Below are 17,752 nucleotides of genomic sequence, written 5' to 3'. Positions count from 1 at the left end.
AATACCTCTATGGTAAGGAGGGATTGTGATGTATATTTTTATCTTTATAGGGACTTTATTTATAGTATTAGGTATATTGATTAAGTATTTTAAATTTTATTGGCTTATATCCGGCTATAATACTATGTCTAAAGAAAAGCAAAAAAATGTTGATACAGAAGGACTAGGTAGGCTTATGGGAAATTTTGCTTTCCTACTAGGAGGAACTTTTGTTTTAGGAGCGATTTTAATCTCCACAGGCTTAAAAACTTTAGGAATAATATTGATTACGGCCATACCCTTTGTCTTGACTCCCTATGTTCTGATAAAGGTTCAGAAATATGATAAAAATGCATTAGATCCCGATGGAAGCATGAAAAAAAGTACACGGATTATTATAGGTATTACTATTGGATTTATGGCAGTTATCTTTGCCTTTGTCATTTGGCTTAGTGTATATGGAGCACAAGAACTCAATATTACTGTAGATGATAAAATTATAAATATTAGAGGAATGTATGCCTCTATAGTTCATACGGAAGATATTATGGAAGTAGTATTACTGGATTCGATTCCAGAGGTACTGAGAAAAAACAATGGCTTTGACTTTGGAAATGTTTTAAGAGGTAAGTTTACCCTTGAAAGTATTGGAAAGGGAAGGTTATATATAAATAATGGGAAACCTCCATATGTGTATTTAAGGCTAAAAAAGGGATATGTAATAATAAATTATAGCAGCAGTGAAAAAACTCAAGAATTATATAATAAAATAAGATTAGTTTTTTAATCTTCATATTATCTTCAAATTTGTTTTCTATAATGTATTTAAAGTCAGAAAACAATTTGAAGGGGTGAATGTTATGTGTCGTGGATTTGGAATGGGCTTTAGTGGTGGAGCCGGCTTACCTTGGATACTAGGCATGGGAGTATTTAGGGTACTAATAGCAGCCTTAGTCATATATCTTGTATATAAGCTGATAAAAGGGTTCACCAATATTCCAGGCAATTCAGATAAAGCAATGGAAATACTAAATGAAAGATATGTAAATGGAGAAATTAGCGACGAGGAATATGAAAAGATAAAAAAGAGAATAAAATAATAACGCTTATTTTAATGACCAGTATTGCAAGATACTGGTCATTGTAGTATTTTTGAGTTAAAGGGGTGAAAATTATGGATGAGGCCAAAAATGTTCTTGTGGTAGATGATGAGGTTCAGATTACAAAAGTCATAAAGGCTTACCTTGAAAAAGAAGGATACATCGTATATACTGCATATAGCGGTAATGAAGCAATTTCAACATTTGAAAGAAAATCTATTGATTTCATAGTATTGGATTTAATGCTCCCAGATTTATCTGGTGAAGAAATATGCAAAATCATTAGGGTAAAGTCGCAAGTACCTATACTTATGCTAACTGCTAAGGCAGAAGAAGAGGATAGAGTCACTGGTCTGTATTTAGGTGCAGATGATTATCTTGTCAAACCATTTAGTCCAAAAGAGTTAGTGGCTAGAATAAAAACTATACTGAGAAGGACACAAAAAGACTTTATTAAAGCAGATATTATAGAATTTAATAGAGGCGATTTGCTTATAGATTTAAATAAAATGGAGTTAAAGAAAAGTGGAGAACAGGTTGATTTAACTCCTACAGAGTTTAAAATAGCATCTACACTAGCACAGAACCCCAATATAGTATTTAGCAGGGAGGATTTAATAGAAAAGATTCTAGGAATTGATTATGAAGGTTATGATAGAACTATCGATACTCATATTAAGAATATTAGACAAAAAATAGAGGACAAAAATACTAAATACATCCATACAGTCTATGGAGTAGGATATAAGTTTGTAGGTGAATGATATGTCTAAAAAGCTTAAAACTAAATTTATTATATCAATGATAAGCATAGCTACACTGTCTATCTTTTTAGTTGGAATAATTACTAATATAACGATATTTAAAAAATTCAATACCTATATGGAGGAAGAACAGATAGATAGGATTGAAGATGTAGTTAAGATGGTGGAATATTCATATTCTCTTGATAAAAGCTGGTCCAATAGAGTCCTAAGCAATATATTGAACTCACGTCTTATAGATAATTTTGATATTCAGATAAAGAACGAAAATGGCGACATTGTTTTTGAGAACTTTATGAGCAACAGTATGATGAGAATGCACAATCAAATGATGAGAAGTATGAGCAAAGGCATGATGAGAGGAAGTAGTAGAAGCCAAATAAATGATTCAACTACTACGGTGAAAATGTCAGAATTAATTGTAGACGATAAAAGGGTAGGAACAGTTGAGATAGGATATGCAGGTCCTTTTATAATATCCCAGAGAGAAGTAGATTTTACAAGAGGAATAAACAACTCGATTCTTTTTGCTTCATTTATTTCTCTAGTTTTAGCTATGCTCTTAGGACTATATAACTCAAAAGTTATGTCAGAGCCTATACTTAAAATTACTCATGCTGCAAATAATATTAGAGAGGGAAAGCTAGATACTAATATTGACATGAAAAACGATGCTGAAGAGCTAATAGAGCTGTCAAAATCTATAAATCATCTAGCCAAATCCCTTAAGGAGCAACAAATTTTAAGAAAAAGATTGACTACAGATATATCCCATGAACTTAGGACACCACTTACAATACTTCAAAGCCATATAGAGGCATTTAATGACGGAATTTGGTTGCCTACAAAGGATAAGCTAGATATATGTAGAGAAGAGGTTATTAGACTTAAAAAACTTGTTGAACAGCTTAAATATATAACAGATATTGAAAGCCATAGAGTAGAATTAGAAATAGAGCAGGTTGATTTATCGCAGCTAATCGAAAATGTAGTAGAAAGCTTTAGATATGAATTTGAGATAAAAGAAATTGAACTTAATAAGCATATAAGGAAAAATGTCATGATTGAAGCAGATAAGGACAAAGTAAGACAAGTAATGATTAATATAATTTCCAATGCATTAAAGTTTACAGATACTTTAGGTAAGGTTGATGTGCTTCTTAGTGAAGATGAAAAAAGTGTCACAATAGAAATAACAGATACTGGCATTGGAATAAATAAAGAGGATATTCCTTTTGTTTTTGAAAGGTTTTACAGAAGTGATAAATCTAGGAGTAGAAGGACGGGAGGGACGGGGGTTGGACTTACTATAGCCAAGACCTTGGTAGAGGCACATAAAGGAAGCATTAATGTATATAGTCAAGAGGAAAAAGGGAGTAGGTTTGTAATTATATTGCCTAAAAGCCAGAAGGATGATAATATTTTGACTATATGATTTAATTTTCACATATGATAAACTATATCTATCCATGAAAGAGAAGGCATTCTCTGAATGGAGTCTTAATTTATTGACAATAAAGATAGAGGTGCAGATATTGATGAGACAAAGATGTAACAAAGTAGATCGCAGGAATAATTATATGATTTTAGCAGAAAACTTCTTTGATGAAGATAATAAGGAAAAGGCACTGAAATTCTTCAAAAAAGCTTTAGAATTTGAAGGAGAGAAGTATGAAACTATAGATATTTTATTTAATATAGCTGTTTTATACGATGAATTAGGATTAAAGGAAAAAGCATTTGAAACTTATAATAGCATCATTCGAATAAATCCAAATGAAGCAGGGGCATATTATGGAAGGGCTATAATATTTGATGAAAAAGGTGAAAAAGATATCGCGTTAAAAAACTACTTTAAGGCAATTGAATTTGAGCCAGAGTATGATAGGGCCTATTTTTATGTTGCAAATATTTATGATGAAAGAGGAGATAAAGAAAAAGCTATAAAATTTTATAAAAAAGTAATTGAATTAACACCAGACGATTATGTTGCATATAATAACTTAGGCTCAATATATGAAGAGATTAAAGAATATGATAAAGCCTTTCGAATGATTAAGGAAAGCATAAGGATAGAGGGTAATTATTATAAATCATTATTCAATATGGGAGTAATTCAAAAACATTTGGGAAAAATTAAAAAGGCAATTGAGTACTATAGACTATCTATAGAGGCCTATAGTGGATATCCTTATTCTTATTTAAATATATCTGCCATATATATAGAAGAAAAGAAATATAATTCGGCTATAAATATTCTTACAGAAGGAATAGAAAAAAATCCTGAAGCAGGATTCCTTTATTACAATAGAGCATGCTGCAATATAAACTTAGGTAATATTGATACAGCTATTGATGACTTAATAATAGCAAAGAAGTTGTATCCAGACTTTGGATATATGGTAAGGACAGACAAGGATCTTGAGGTCATAAGAGAAAATGAAAGATACAGTTTTCTTTTAGAGGATTAATCACTTTGTATAATAAAAAAGTGTAATAAAGAAACAATTTTAAACACGTTACATGTTGATTTTATGCCAACAACATGGTATACTCTATTAGTATAATATAATACTTTATCCATTTGAAACAACCCTCTCCTAAGTTGGTGGTCTTGTGTAAAAATGTATAAAGATACCACTCATTTAGGAGGTGAAATGTAATGGCAGATAAGAAGTTAGTATGTCAAGATTGTGAAAAAGAATTTGATTTCACAGAAAGAGAACAAGAGTTTTATACAGAAAAAGGATTCCAAGAGCCTAAAAGATGTCCAGAATGTAGAAATGCTAGAAAACAACAAAAAAATCAAAGAGCTTCTAGATACTAGTCAGATGCAGGCGGCTGTCGATTAAATATAATCAACAGCCTTTATTTTTTACTGTCTCCATTTCATGATTTTGTTTTCCAAAATAGCAATTATTTTATACATAAAAGTAGTGAGTATAGCCAATATTATTACACTCATCATTACTAAATCCAATTGGAATACCTGCCCACCATATACAAGCAGGTACCCCAGGCCTGCTCTTGATACAATGTATTCTCCAACAATTACACCTACCCAGGACATTCCTATATTTACTTTTAAAGTACTTACCATAGCAGGCACACTAGCTGGAAATATAACCTTTTTTAATATTTGAAACTTAGTAGCTCCAAATGTTTTTAGCATCTTTATTTTATCTTCATCAACCTCAATAAAGCTGCTGTAGACATTTAGTATTGTTATGACTATTGAAATACTAATAGCTGTAACGATGATACCAGAATATCCAGCACCTACCCATAATATTATTATAGGTGCTAAGGCTGTCTTTGGCAGACTATTCAGCACTACCATGTATGGATCTAATACCTTTGCTATAAATTCTGACCACCATAGAAGAACTGCAACTAGTATACCAAGGACAGTTCCAGCTATAAAGCCTGCAATAGTTTCCATTAAGGAAATGCCGATATGTTCAAAAATCATACCATTTTTTACATATTTTATAAATAAAGCGACTATTTTAGAAGGATAGCTAGTAAAGAAAGTATCAATCCATTTAAATTGGGCAGCAATTTCCCAGAGCAAGACAGCTATTAATAGGATGGATACTTGAGTTACAAGTATTGTTCTTTTTCGATTTTTAACTCTTTTCAAATATTCTTGTTGTTCTTTTGATATGTTGTTGTTATCAATTGAATTGTTATTATACATGGACATCAAGCTCCTTCCATATCTTATTGAAGTAATATCTAAATTCAGGAGCTTCTCTGCATTTCATAGGTGTCCTGATACCATTCGGGCAATTGAGTTCTATTGGAATTATTTCTTTTATAGTTGCTGGTCTATTAGACAATATGACAATCCTATCGGACATGGAGATTGCTTCTGAAATATCATGTGTAACCATTAAAGCTGTTTTTTTCTCCTTTTTTAAAATTGATCCTATTTCATCTGCTATGGCTAATCTTGTCTGATAATCAAGAGCAGAGAAAGGTTCATCTAAAAGCAATATGTCTGGTTTTACGGCTAAGGTTCTTATAAGAGCTACTCTCTGTCTCATACCACCAGACAATTGATTTGGATAATGTTTCTTAAATTCGGATAAACCATAGGTTTCTAGAAGATCTTCGGCAAATTTTATTGTACTGTTATTAATTTTGCCTTGTATTTCAAGTCCTATTAGGACATTATCTAAAATATTTCTCCATTCAAATAGGTGGTCCATTTGAAACATATATCCTATATTTTTACTTGGTTCGTTTACTTCTTTACTATTAATATAGACATTACCTTTCGTTGGCTTCATAAGTCCCGCTACTATAGACAGTAATGTAGACTTGCCACAGCCACTAGGCCCTACAATACCAATTATCTCACCATTATATATATCAAGGCTAATGTCTTTTATGGCTATGGTTTCACCATCTAGAGTATGATAATTCATGCCAACATTTTTGATTTCTACTATTTTTTGTTCCTTCATCTATATCGTCTCCTTAAATCAAAAATCTACGTACTTCATAATATTCAGAATCAGTGAAGTTTGTGAAGGCGTATATTGTAGCGCCGGGTAATTAATTTATTGTCAAAAATTATTTTGTTTATTTATGTAAAAGTGTAGAAGTGTGGAAGGGAAAGGATGGATTATGTAGAAATAGTATAAGACTTATTTTTTATTGCCCATTTATACCTAATATACTTATAAAGAGTTAAGAGCTAGGGGAGTTGTAAGGCTTTAAAGCTAAGGGTATTGACGATGATATACATGTCAGGATTACCGACATGGTGTTGGAGATTTATAAGTTATAGGGCATGATGATGTCGAGGTTATGATTTGGAGTCTTTTTAATGAAAAACAAGATATAGCGTGACAGTAGAAAAGTATACTGGAGATTTTTTATATTAAAGGGGGTTCTTAATATGGATTTTAGAAAGGTTTTTGACAGCATTCCTGAAGAATTTGACAAATGGAGAACCCGTTATTGTTATGAACTTTTTTCCGATGTTATAGAATACTCAAAGCTAGATTTTAGCAAAAAAGCTCTTGAAATTGGCCCCGGAACAGGTCAAGCTACTGAACCGATATTGAAAACAGGCTGTTCGTATTTAGCAATTGAACTTGGCGAAAATCTTGCAAAGTATATAAAGAATAAATTTGGATCATATGATAATTTTCAAATTGTAAATGCTGATTTTGAAACATATGATTTTGGGCATAATCAATTTGATTTGGTTTATTCGGCTGCAACAATCCAGTGGATACCAGAGGAAATCGGATTTCCAAAAGTTTATGATATATTAAAAAGCAATGGAACATTTGCGATGATGTTAACTAGAACAGATGAAAAAAGTGCTAATGAACCCTTATACTTAAAAATGCAGGAAATATATGATGAATATTTTCATCCAGAAGCAGAATATATATGCGGCAAATTAAATTATAATAATACTGAAAAGTATGGCTTTACTGATATTGAGCGACGTCTTTATCACAAAACTAGAGAATTTAATGCTGACGAGTATGTCTCATGGATAAGTACACATGCTAGTCATATAACTCTTCAGGAGCCGTATAAATCAAAATTTTATGCAGGCATCAAGGACGCTATTTTGAGTTTTGATAATAATATAAAGCTTTATGATACGATAGTTTTGTATTTGGCAAGAAAGCCATAATTTCATGGTATAAGTGCAGACAGAAGTTGTTCTACTCCACAACTCTTATACTATGTGGAACATACTTTGCAAAAACAGGTTGCCGCATCTTAACCTTAGGACGATGTGCACCACATCCTCTCACTGTGAGAGAAGCTTCACCAAGGGGTCTATCTTTCGGGTCCAGCTTAGGGACGTCCCAAGTACTGGGATGTTATAAGACATGGAGATATCGGGGCAGTTCTCTGAGGGTCTTGTTTGAAAAAATATGTAAAAAGAAAGATAATATATTTTAGAAGCCATTTATGCGCATTTGTAGATTCAGGTGTCTTAAAAGGAGATGACATTAGATGAAAAAAATCAGAGCAATCTATATTGGTGATGTTAGATTTGACCAGTGTCCAGTTTTCGAACTAAATATGAAAACGAACTATTTCGAGATGTTAATTGATAAAGAATTTAGATATGAAAAAGAATGTGTAGAGGAAGATGATGATTTTTTGATTTTCAGAGTGGAAAATGATAGAGCAATCTTAGTTGAGAAGTAGGATGAATTCTTAAGATAATGTGTATTAGTAGAATATGACAAAGTAAGTGTTATTTACATGAGAGGGGAGTTGTTTTATGAATACTATATCCTATGTCTCAAGTTAAACGGGCAGTTCAGGAGTTAATGGTGACATATTTTATATTTCACCTGATAAAAGAGTTTTCCTTTTAGCTGACGGTGCTTCAGGTGCAGGAAAGAATGGAAAGGTCTTAATGGGAAAGACTTGTATTGAAATAGTCAAGAACTTTGATTGATTATGGCTTGGAAGATGGGATTGACAATTTGATATCTGAATCTTGCCGTTAATGCCCAAAATTATTTTGATGATATAACAGCTATACTGTAAAATGGGTTGAATAAATAAGTTTTTCGGAAGTTGATTCGTTTTTTTATATTATGTGAAGGTTTATGACGGGCAAAAATCATCATCACGTCCTATAACAGTGTATTTGCGCAAGGGTGCACTTGGGCGCAATCTTAGGGCATTGTGCACCACATCCCTTCACCGGGAGCGAAGCTCCTCTAGAGGGGTCTATCTTTTGGGTCTGGTTCAGGGATGTTGCAAATACGGGAACGTTATGTGCAATGGCAATGTCGGGGCAGGGCTTCGAAGTCATAATTTGAGGGCTTACATTTAAGCAAAAATTTGTTGCCTCTTTTTAATTTATGAAGCGTCACTTCTGTAAAATATTGTAGAACAATGAAAATGGAAAGGGGTGGGGTAAAATGTACGTTAAGCAATTGTCAGAAGAGGAAAAAAAGGCACTAGAGCAAAGAGTTGAAAAGATAAAAGAGTTACAGGAAAAAGGCATATGCTTCGGATGCTATAATTTTAGTACAGGGAATATATTTCCTGACGATGGTTTAATTATTTACGAGGATGAAAAGGTAAGATGTCAATTTGAGAAGTACCCAAGGGCGACAGGACAGACAATTATTGTATCAAAGGAACATTATGAAGATATCTCTGAAATGCCTCTCGAATTAGGAACATACATATTAAAAATATCAAATGCGATAATTAAGCTTCATAAAGAAATTTTAGGTGCAGAGAAAGTATATATGTGCACAATATGCGACGGGAAGAGGAATCACTTGCATTTTCAACTTTTTCCTAGATTAAAAGGAGAGCCAAGAGGCTATGGAAACTTTGTCAGAGAAGAAGGGATGCTTGTGGACTATCATGAAACAGCAGAACTTTATAAACAGAAACTAAAAGAACTTCTGTTGTAAAGGGTTATTGGAGGTAATTATAAAAAAACAGAAAAATGTTATCGCTACTTTATTGGATTAAGCATTTTATTTGGAACTCTATTTGTCTGCGTATTTATAAGGCTTCATTCGAGATTTGGATATCTATCTCAAAATGAATTGTTTGAATTTCTTAGAATATGTCAATATCCACTATTAGTAGGCTTTATAATATTTATTTCTGTGACCATTGCTCTAAAAAGTGTTCTAGAAGATTTGGAATGGAAATTAATTAGTTTCATTTCTAAAACAGAAGATCTGAATAAGAGGTTATTAGAGCCCCAGAAGAGAGAATAAAGTTTAGATTCTTTTTTATAAGTTGTTAACTTGGGCTATTAATTTCTAATATATTTCATAGACTATTTAAATGAATAGACTGCAAGGTAACTGCCACTACACATAAACCAGCTATTTGTGCAAGGGTGCACTAGGGTATAATCTTAGGGCATTGTGCACCACATCCCTTCACCGGGAACGAAGCTTCGCCAGAGGGGTCTATTTTTAGGGTCGGTTCAGTGACATCGCAAATACTGAACGTTATAAGACATGGCGATATCGGAGTTGTTCTTTAGGGTCTTATTTATAAACGACAATATTTATATTAGTTGAGGTGAAAATGTTGGGAGATAAGTCAGAAGATAGAGCAAAAGAAATCATTCGTATTCATCTTCATGAATTAGAAAATGCATTATCAAGTGAACTTTTATCTGTAATTATGGTTGGTTCATTATCTAACAATAGCTATACAGGTAATGCTGGAAGTGACATTGATTTAATTCATATATATAAAGATGGAGTATTCGATGATATTAGAAATAGGGTGAAAGATATAATTAAGAAATCTGAATCACTTACGAAACATGATTTACCAATTGCAAAGTGCATTTATAGGCTTAATGAGATGAAAAGACCCTTCAGATGTGATTTTGAACTATGTTTAGAAAATAAGGATTTAATTGAATTACCTATTGAGATTTTGCGGATTAAGGATTCTGGTATTACTATCTGGGGAGAAGATGTGATTGATTTTATAGATACTCCAACACGTTATGATATTATACAATCCAAAAAACTATCAGCCACATGGAGTAGACAGGAAAAAGAAAGGTTTCCGGAACTGTATAAGGAAGGAATAAAATACGTTGAAAATCCACCTATTAGAATTATAGCACAGAGCATTATCGTTAATGCAATGCTGGATTATTATTTTATAACGGGAAAAAGCTGTTCCAGTAAAAAAGAGGTCGGGATGCGCATGAAACAAGATGTAGAAAGCTATATTTTTCAGGAGATTCTAGATTTGAGCATAGTTTATCGGTATACTCCAGAAAAGATAACTTCGAACCAGGAACAGTGGATGCATGAACAATATAAAGATTGGCGTCAAAAACGAAGAGGAAAGGAAATAGGAGATATTCAGCATCTGCTAAGTGATTAAATTTGTAGCCGCAATCTGCATTGTTGAATGGAACTGAAGGCTTATTTTATGTGAAAGACTATTGAGTAAAAAGACATCGCCACATCTTATAACAATACATTTGCGTAAAGGTGCACTCGGGCAGGTTTTTGGAGTAGTGTGTATCACATCCTCCTCACCGGGAGCGAATCTCCACCAAGTGGTCCATCTTTAGGGTCCAGTTCAGGAACGTCGCAAATACGGAAACGTTAGAAGACACGGCAATTTCAGGGCAGTTCTCTGTGGGCCTTTAAATGAAAAGGAGATATTGCATAACAGTAGATAAATGTGGTGCGACAAGAAGTCGCTAAATAGTAGTGTTTCTGTAGAAACTATGTTAGTTACTAAACATATCCCTGCTCGAAACTGCATTCTGAGTAATTGAATTGTAGGTTGCATGAGAGTCAAATGCCCAATGTCATTGCTTTACGCAGGAGTAATACAGGGTTAAGGGAAAGATGGGAGAGTATAAGCGAGAGTTGAACCTTTGTAATCTTCGTTATCTACGATAAGCGTACTGCGTAGTACCAAGCTTAATATGGATAGGAAAGATTGAATCGCATTTCAATCGTGCAGTAACCCATATATCCATCGGAGTAAAGAAGGATACTTACCCATTTGAATCTACATTTAGTGGAACTTGGTAAGCCCTTTATGTTCCTCGATAGAGGTAGGATAATCGTAAGAAAATCACAATACCAGAGGGTAAAGGATTGTGGAGAAAGCGAATGTCAGCAAGACGAAAGTCTAGGGAAAATCATAACCCGCTGGATAGAATTTGATAATTCACTCGAAAGAGGGCAGACTTCCACAAGGTCATCAACGCGAAAGAAAACGGACAGAAGAGTTTTTTTAAGGAGAAGCATGTTATGGAAACTATTAATGAATTTAATACGTCGGCTGTTTCTCCATATGTACAGAGTTGGGAAACGATTAATTGGAAGAAAATTTATGAATATGTGAAAAAACTTCGCCAACGGATTTTTCGTGCCGAACAATTGGGTCAAAGAAGAAAATTAAAAAAGCTTCAAAGGCTAATGATTAGAAGTAAAGCTAATTTGCTACTATCAATTAAAAGAGTAACACAGATTAATAAAGGTAAACAAACTGCTGGTGTAGATGGACAAGTCATACTTACATCAAAAGATAGATTAGAATTATATAATCTCCTTAAGAGATACAATATCAAATATATCAGACCAAGACCAGCAAAAAGAGTATATATTCCTAAGAAAAACGGGAAAATGCGACCTCTAGGGATACCAGTCATTAAAGATAGAATATTTCAAAATATTGTTAAGAATGCCCTAGAGCCACAATGGGAAGCAAGGTTTGAACCTTCTTCCTATGGGTTTAGACCAAAAAGAAGTGTAAAAGATGCCATAGTCAATTTATTCACTAAATTATCATCAAGAAGTACAAGAAAGTGGATATTTGAGGGAGACTTTAAAGGGTGTTTTGATAACCTTAATCATCAATATATTATGGATTGTTTGATAGGATTTCCTGCTAAGGATGCTATACAGAAATGGCTCAAAGCAGGATTTGTTGATAATGATTCCTTTAACGATACAGACTCTGGAACCCCTCAAGGGGGTATAGTATCTCCACTTCTGGCAAATATTGCTTTGCATGGTATGGAAGAAGAACTTGGTGTCAGCTACTATCAAGATAGAGACTACCATAAACTATCTAGGAAGTCAGTTGGGGTAGTCAAATATGCTGATGATTTTGTAATCGTATGTAAAACAAAAGAAGAAGCCATTAGCATGTATGAAAAGCTTAAGCCATACCTTAATAAAAGAGGGTTAACACTAGCAGAAGATAAAACAAAGGTAACACATATTGAAGAAGGATTTGATTTTCTTGGATTCAATCTAAGACAATACAAAACTAACAAAGGTATGAAGTTACTGATAAAACCATCCAAAGCAAGTGTTAAAAAAGCTAAAGAGACAATAAAAAATGTCTTCAAGCAAATGAGAGGGAGACCAGCTGGAGACCTAATAATGAAATTAAATCCGATAATAAGAGGAATAGGAAACTATTGGTCAAGTGAAGTCTCAAAGAAGATATTTAGTAATCTGGATATGTATATATGGATTAAAATAAGAAAGTATTTGAAAAACTTACATGACAATAAACCCTTTAAATGGATTTACAAAAGATACTTCAAACCAGACTATACAGGTGTCAGTAAAGATAGATGGATATTGACAGACCCTCATGATAACAAGACCCAGCTATTTAAGATGAGTTGGATACCAATAGTCAGACATGCAGTAGTCAAATATAGAAATAGCCCTGATGATGCTAGTTTAGAAGAATACTTTGAAGAAAGAGATAAAAAGGAATTCATAAGAGATAATATTTTGAGTAGAAGAAAATTAGCAAAACAAAGCAGTTACAAATGTAGAGTTTGTAATCAATCACTAGTAGGAGAAGAACAACTTAAGATAAATCAAATTGTACCTAAAAGATTAGGTGGAGATGAACGTTATGCCAACTTGGAACTGTTACACCATAGTTGTCAGCTACAACACCAAATATTGCTTGAGAAATATGGAGGAGGTAAAGACCTACCCAGAGTCAGTACCTACTTTAATAGAAATCATTTAGAGCCTAATTCCAAAGAAGGGTATATATTGATGAAAGAAGAATTCAAGAAATTTAGTTACCAATATGTTTGAGATAAATGATGGCTTGAGCCGTATGTGTGGAAACACACAAGTACGGTTCTTAGGGGGGAAAGGAACTGAAAAGTTCCCTACCTACTCGACAACCAACTAATAGGAATTAAATAGAATTTAAGGATTAATTTCAAAAGGGGTGTAGACGATGATAAAAACAGTTAACAAATTAGATGAAGTGATGGATTTTGCATGGGAGCTATGTCAAGATGACTTGTATGCAAGTTATCATAGGTTAAGTTCAATAGAAAAGGTTAAAGAATATATTGAAAGGGCTATAGGCTCAGAGCTTGAAAGAATAATAGCTTGTTATCATCAGGATGTATTATGTGGAGTTTGTATATACTTTTGGAAATCCAATGAAAAATATGCACAAACAACAATGTTCTTAATAAAAGAAAATTATGATGAAATTGCAGATGAGTTTATTGCTTATATAGGTGAGCAATTACCTGGATATGAATTATTCATAGGAGTACCTTTTTCCAATACAAATGCTAACCAATATTTCAAGAAAAGAAATTTTAGATGTATCGACTCTTTAATAGATACCAGATTATATAATTTACAATCACATATAAGCCTAAAACATGATTTGGTAGAAAAAATTACTAAAGACAATTTTAAAGAATATGAAATATTTCATGACAAATATGCAATTCCTTTAGAAATGTATTATAATAGCAAAAACTTACAAAAAGAAATAGAAAGATTTCGAGTATTTGTTTTTAAAGAAAGCGGAGTAATTCATGCGAGTATTTTCGTTAAAACAGATAAAGAAATCGCAGAAATCTTTGGTTTGTTTATTGATGATGAATATAAAGATAAAAATATTGAAAGTATTTTAATTGATGAAGTATTGATGCAATTATATAATGAGTTCGGTACATTAAAGGAAGTTCTATATTTTATTGATGAAGATAATACTAAAGAATTAAATTCAGCTTTGGCTGCAGGCTTTAATATTAATGATACATATAGATGTTATAAATGTATACTTTAGATGCACGTCATTTATATTATGTGAAGGTGTATGGCGGGTAAAAACATCATCACGCCCTATAACAAAATATTTGCGCAAGGGTGCACTTGGGCAGGGCCCTAGGGCTATGTGCACTACATCCCTTCACCGGGAGCGAAGCTCCGCCAGGGGGTAATGCTTTCGGGTCTATCCCAGGGATGTAGCAAATACTGGGACGGTATAAGACATGACGATATCAAGGTTGTACTTTGGGAGCCAGTTTGACGGAAGTAAGATATTCTGAAATAGTAAATTATTACGAATTAAAAATATTATGTTCAAAGGAGACTAATAATGGGATACATAAAAAAATTAAAGATTGGAGATTCAATTGGTATTTTTTCACCATCATCACCTATAACATACTCATGTCCTAAAAGATTTAAACGAGCAAAAAAATATTTACAAGATAAAGGTTTTAATATTATAGAAGGAAATCTTATAGGGAAGCATGATTTCTACAGATCCGGAACTATTAGGGAAAGAGCAGAAGAATTAAATGAATTGATTAGAAAACCAGAAATAAAGTGCATAATGTCAACAATTGGAGGAATGAACTCAAATTCGATTCTTCCATATATAGATTATGAGGCATTTAAAAGAAATCCTAAAATAATAATAGGATATTCTGATGTAACTGCAATTTTACTTGCCATATATGCTCAAACTGGAATAAGTACATACTATGGACCTGCATTAGTGGCTTCTTTCGGAGAGCTGTTACCCTTTGTTGATTATACATATAAGTATTTTGAAGATATCATTGTGGATGAAATAAAAATCCCTTATATTTTCGAAACCCCTGAATATTGGACAGACGAGTACATTAGCTGGGAAACACAAGATAGAAGCAAGGAGAAAAGAGAAAACAAATGGATAACAGTTAATGAAGGGGTTGTCAAGGGCAGAGTTATAGGTGGGAACTTAAATACAATTCAAGGGATATGGGGCAGTAAATATATGCCTGAAATAAAAAATGGAGATATACTTTTTATAGAAGATAGTTTAAAAGATATTGCAACAATAGAAAGAAGTTTTTCCTTTTTAAAGGTAAATGGTGTATTTGATAAAATTTCGGGAATAATTCTTGGAAAACATGAGTTATTTGACGATTTAAAGACAAGTCGAAGACCATATGAAGTATTATTAGAGGTGCTAGGAGATAGTAAGTTACCATTTATTGCGGACTTTGATTGTTGTCATACACATCCAATGCTGACCTTACCTATAGGATGTGATATCGAACTTAATGCTACGGAAAAGAAAATATCAATTGTAGAAGATTGGTTAAAATAATGGCTTGCCTCGTAACCTCCTTATTATGCGGAGGATTATAGGAAAAAGAAGTTGCAACATCTTATAACAGTGTATTTGCGCAAGGGTGCACTCAGGAACAAACCTAGGTCAGTGTATATCACATCCCTTCGCCGGGGGTTCTATCTTTGGGGCTTAGCTCAGGACGTCGCAAATACGTGGACGTTATCTGCAATGGGGGTTGGGATGGGCGGAGCCTATGGTTTTTCTATTGGGTTTCACCACTTGATAGATTGTTCTAATACAAGTCCAGCTAAGAATTGTCAATAAGTAATTTAAAAATATTTGATATACCAGTTGCGCTAAAAAAGGGTAACGTTAACAAGCCTTTTGAGTGATTATCAAAAAACAAAAATTTGAAATATAGAATTTCACTATGCAGCGATGTCGCATTTCGCTTTTAAGTAATTCATTTGATGTTGTTCTGGAGTGATGATTTCAAATTCTTTTTCATCACGTAAAATTGCAAATACAATATTGCATACTTTGTGCATAATTGCTCCAAGAGCTACCATCTTAGGTTTGCACTGACATTTTTTAAGATAGTATTCACGTAAAACAGAATTGTTAGCAGATCCATTACGATTTAACCCAATACTGACTAAAGCCATGGTGTGTATTACTCTTCTAGCAGTACGCGAACCACGTTTTGACATACTAATTTTGCTGCCATTAAACTTGCCAGATTGCTTTACCGCCGGGTCTAGACCAAAATAAGCAAAAAGCTGTTTAGGCGAATGAAAAGCAGAAAAATCTCCGATTTCACCCATAAGGCTTACAGCAGAAAGAAATCCTGCACCTTTAAAGGATTCAATGAGGTGTATCTGTTTTACAAATTCAGTATCCTCGTTAGCATTCACGAGTTCATGCATATCAGAGAGTATGGTTGAGATTTCTTCATCATACTGACGGATAAAACGAATATATAGAAGAATACGCTTAAAGTTGCTGCTTACTGAATGACCAAAAGTCTTTGCATCATTTGCTGCCTGAATAATTGCATTATACTTGTTTTCAGCATAAGTAAGACCAAAACGTGCAGTAGAGCGAATGGAAAGAATTATTTCATCTTTAGAAGCGTTTAAAAAAGCATCTGGTGAAGTATATTTTTCCAACAAGGTCAAAGCAGTATTTGTAGTTATTTTAGAAAAAATATTTAAAAACTGAGGAAATACCATCCGCAGTTCACCTTGGAGCTTATTAACATAAGCAGAGCGGTTATCCATCAGATCATAATATTCTCTTGAAAGATTTCTTAAATCAAGTACAAGGTCTGATGGCATAATAGAAACTTTTAAATCAGGCTTTAAACCAATTAATGCAGCTTTTTTTGAATCAAATTTATCATTATGTACTTTTCTAATGTTAATATTTGTGCTATTCTTAGTGATGATAGGATTAATGATGGATACCAAAAATCCCTTATCACGAAGATAGCAGAAGAGTGGGTAATGATAAATTCCCGTGGATTCGAGGAAAATGCGACTTTCCAAAGAATACAGCTCTTCTGCTTCTTTGATTTTAGAAACAGAAGCAGCTAGGGAATTTAAATCAGAATGTAGAATTTTGAAAGGTTTTCCTACAAAGGTTTGGTTAGGTAGTGCAATAGACATCCAGCTAAAGTCAGCACCAACATCAATACCAACCGAAATAAAAGAATCATATTTAATAATGTTTGACATGATCTACAGCTCCTTTCTGATAGGAATCCATTTCCAAGCAATGAGTACACATCCTAGCATGTGATACAGGTATAGCCTGAGGCTCCCAACCAGCCAAATCATAAAACCTCATTGAATGGACTAATTGACTTAATCGTAGGTATAGGTCAGTAGAAACTGACTTCCCAAGGAGATGAACATTCTTTATCCTATCCGTAAAGATTATACTTTATGATAGGTCTGGAGTCTACCAGGAACCGTCAGACATGTTAATTTAAGAAGTAACGTCTGATGAAGGAAGAACTCCTTCTTCTGTTACGAA

General features: G+C 33.3%; 16 protein-coding genes. 13 read left to right on the top strand and 3 right to left on the bottom strand.

Annotated elements, in window-relative coordinates; genetic code table 11:
- Nucleotides 1-28: 28 nt before the first annotated feature.
- The 6 genes from QO263_RS15945 to QO263_RS15920 all read left to right on the top strand — a co-directional run bounded on the left by QO263_RS15945 (nucleotide 29) and on the right by QO263_RS15920 (nucleotide 4,670).
- Nucleotides 29-766, top strand: coding sequence for a DUF3784 domain-containing protein (locus tag QO263_RS15945; protein WP_285623505.1), 738 nt, complete (start codon nucleotides 29-31; stop codon nucleotides 764-766).
- 73 nt (nucleotides 767-839) lie between these two features.
- Entirely contained in the window at nucleotides 840-1,079 is a 240-nt protein-coding gene (locus QO263_RS15940) for an SHOCT domain-containing protein (RefSeq protein ID WP_285623503.1), read from the top strand.
- A gap of 74 nt (nucleotides 1,080-1,153) precedes the next feature.
- Entirely contained in the window at nucleotides 1,154-1,843 is a 690-nt protein-coding gene (locus QO263_RS15935; RefSeq protein WP_285623501.1) for a response regulator transcription factor, read from the top strand.
- Between the two features lies 1 nt (nucleotide 1,844).
- Nucleotides 1,845-3,278, top strand: coding sequence for a sensor histidine kinase (locus tag QO263_RS15930; protein WP_285623499.1), 1,434 nt, complete (start codon nucleotides 1,845-1,847; stop codon nucleotides 3,276-3,278).
- 73 nt (nucleotides 3,279-3,351) lie between these two features.
- Entirely contained in the window at nucleotides 3,352-4,314 is a 963-nt protein-coding gene (locus tag QO263_RS15925) for a tetratricopeptide repeat protein (protein WP_285623497.1), read from the top strand.
- Nucleotides 4,315-4,505: 191 nt separating this feature from the next.
- Complete coding sequence (locus QO263_RS15920; protein ID WP_285623495.1) at nucleotides 4,506-4,670, top strand: zinc-ribbon domain-containing protein; 165 nt, start codon at nucleotides 4,506-4,508, stop codon at nucleotides 4,668-4,670.
- A 48-nt stretch (nucleotides 4,671-4,718) separates the two neighbouring features.
- Here QO263_RS15920 and QO263_RS15915 read toward each other — a convergent pair whose 3' ends face one another.
- Both QO263_RS15915 and QO263_RS15910 read right to left on the bottom strand, forming a co-directional pair.
- Complete coding sequence (locus QO263_RS15915) at nucleotides 4,719-5,543, bottom strand: ABC transporter permease (RefSeq protein WP_285623492.1); 825 nt, start codon at nucleotides 5,541-5,543, stop codon at nucleotides 4,719-4,721.
- Nucleotides 5,536-6,315: an ABC transporter ATP-binding protein gene (locus QO263_RS15910; RefSeq protein ID WP_285623490.1), complete on the bottom strand. Its 780-nt coding sequence runs from the start codon at nucleotides 6,313-6,315 to the stop codon at nucleotides 5,536-5,538. Before QO263_RS15910 ends, QO263_RS15915 begins: the two co-directional genes overlap by 8 nt.
- A 437-nt stretch (nucleotides 6,316-6,752) precedes the next feature.
- Between QO263_RS15910 and QO263_RS15905 the strand changes: the two genes are divergently transcribed.
- From QO263_RS15905 to QO263_RS15875, 7 genes are all read left to right on the top strand, one after another.
- Nucleotides 6,753-7,508: a class I SAM-dependent methyltransferase gene (locus tag QO263_RS15905; protein WP_285623487.1), complete on the top strand. Its 756-nt coding sequence runs from the start codon at nucleotides 6,753-6,755 to the stop codon at nucleotides 7,506-7,508.
- Nucleotides 7,509-7,837: 329 nt separating this feature from the next.
- Nucleotides 7,838-8,035, top strand: coding sequence for a hypothetical protein (locus tag QO263_RS15900; protein WP_285623485.1), 198 nt, complete (start codon nucleotides 7,838-7,840; stop codon nucleotides 8,033-8,035).
- Between the two features lie 728 nt (nucleotides 8,036-8,763).
- Nucleotides 8,764-9,270, top strand: coding sequence for an HIT family protein (locus QO263_RS15895; RefSeq protein WP_285623482.1), 507 nt, complete (start codon nucleotides 8,764-8,766; stop codon nucleotides 9,268-9,270).
- Between the two features lie 634 nt (nucleotides 9,271-9,904).
- Nucleotides 9,905-10,726, top strand: coding sequence for a hypothetical protein (locus QO263_RS15890; protein WP_285623480.1), 822 nt, complete (start codon nucleotides 9,905-9,907; stop codon nucleotides 10,724-10,726).
- Between the two features lie 887 nt (nucleotides 10,727-11,613).
- The gene (gene ltrA / locus QO263_RS15885; RefSeq protein ID WP_285623477.1) at nucleotides 11,614-13,434 is read left to right on the top strand and encodes a group II intron reverse transcriptase/maturase; all 1,821 of its coding nucleotides are present in this window, start codon (nucleotides 11,614-11,616) and stop codon (nucleotides 13,432-13,434) included.
- 148 nt (nucleotides 13,435-13,582) lie between these two features.
- The gene (locus QO263_RS15880) at nucleotides 13,583-14,437 is read left to right on the top strand and encodes a hypothetical protein (protein ID WP_285623474.1); all 855 of its coding nucleotides are present in this window, start codon (nucleotides 13,583-13,585) and stop codon (nucleotides 14,435-14,437) included.
- Between the two features lie 312 nt (nucleotides 14,438-14,749).
- Nucleotides 14,750-15,751: a S66 family peptidase gene (locus QO263_RS15875; RefSeq protein ID WP_285623472.1), complete on the top strand. Its 1,002-nt coding sequence runs from the start codon at nucleotides 14,750-14,752 to the stop codon at nucleotides 15,749-15,751.
- Between the two features lie 392 nt (nucleotides 15,752-16,143).
- On the opposite strand, the gene QO263_RS15870 is transcribed toward QO263_RS15875, so the two are convergent.
- The gene (locus tag QO263_RS15870) at nucleotides 16,144-17,451 is read right to left on the bottom strand and encodes an IS110 family RNA-guided transposase (protein ID WP_285623470.1); all 1,308 of its coding nucleotides are present in this window, start codon (nucleotides 17,449-17,451) and stop codon (nucleotides 16,144-16,146) included.
- Nucleotides 17,452-17,752: the final 301 nt, after the last annotated feature.

This window comes from Proteiniborus sp. MB09-C3 (assembly GCF_030263895.1).
GTDB lineage: Bacteria > Bacillota > Clostridia > Tissierellales > Proteiniboraceae > Proteiniborus.
Note: the sequence above shows the minus strand (reverse complement) of the source record. Positions and strands in the feature narration are given on the sequence as shown.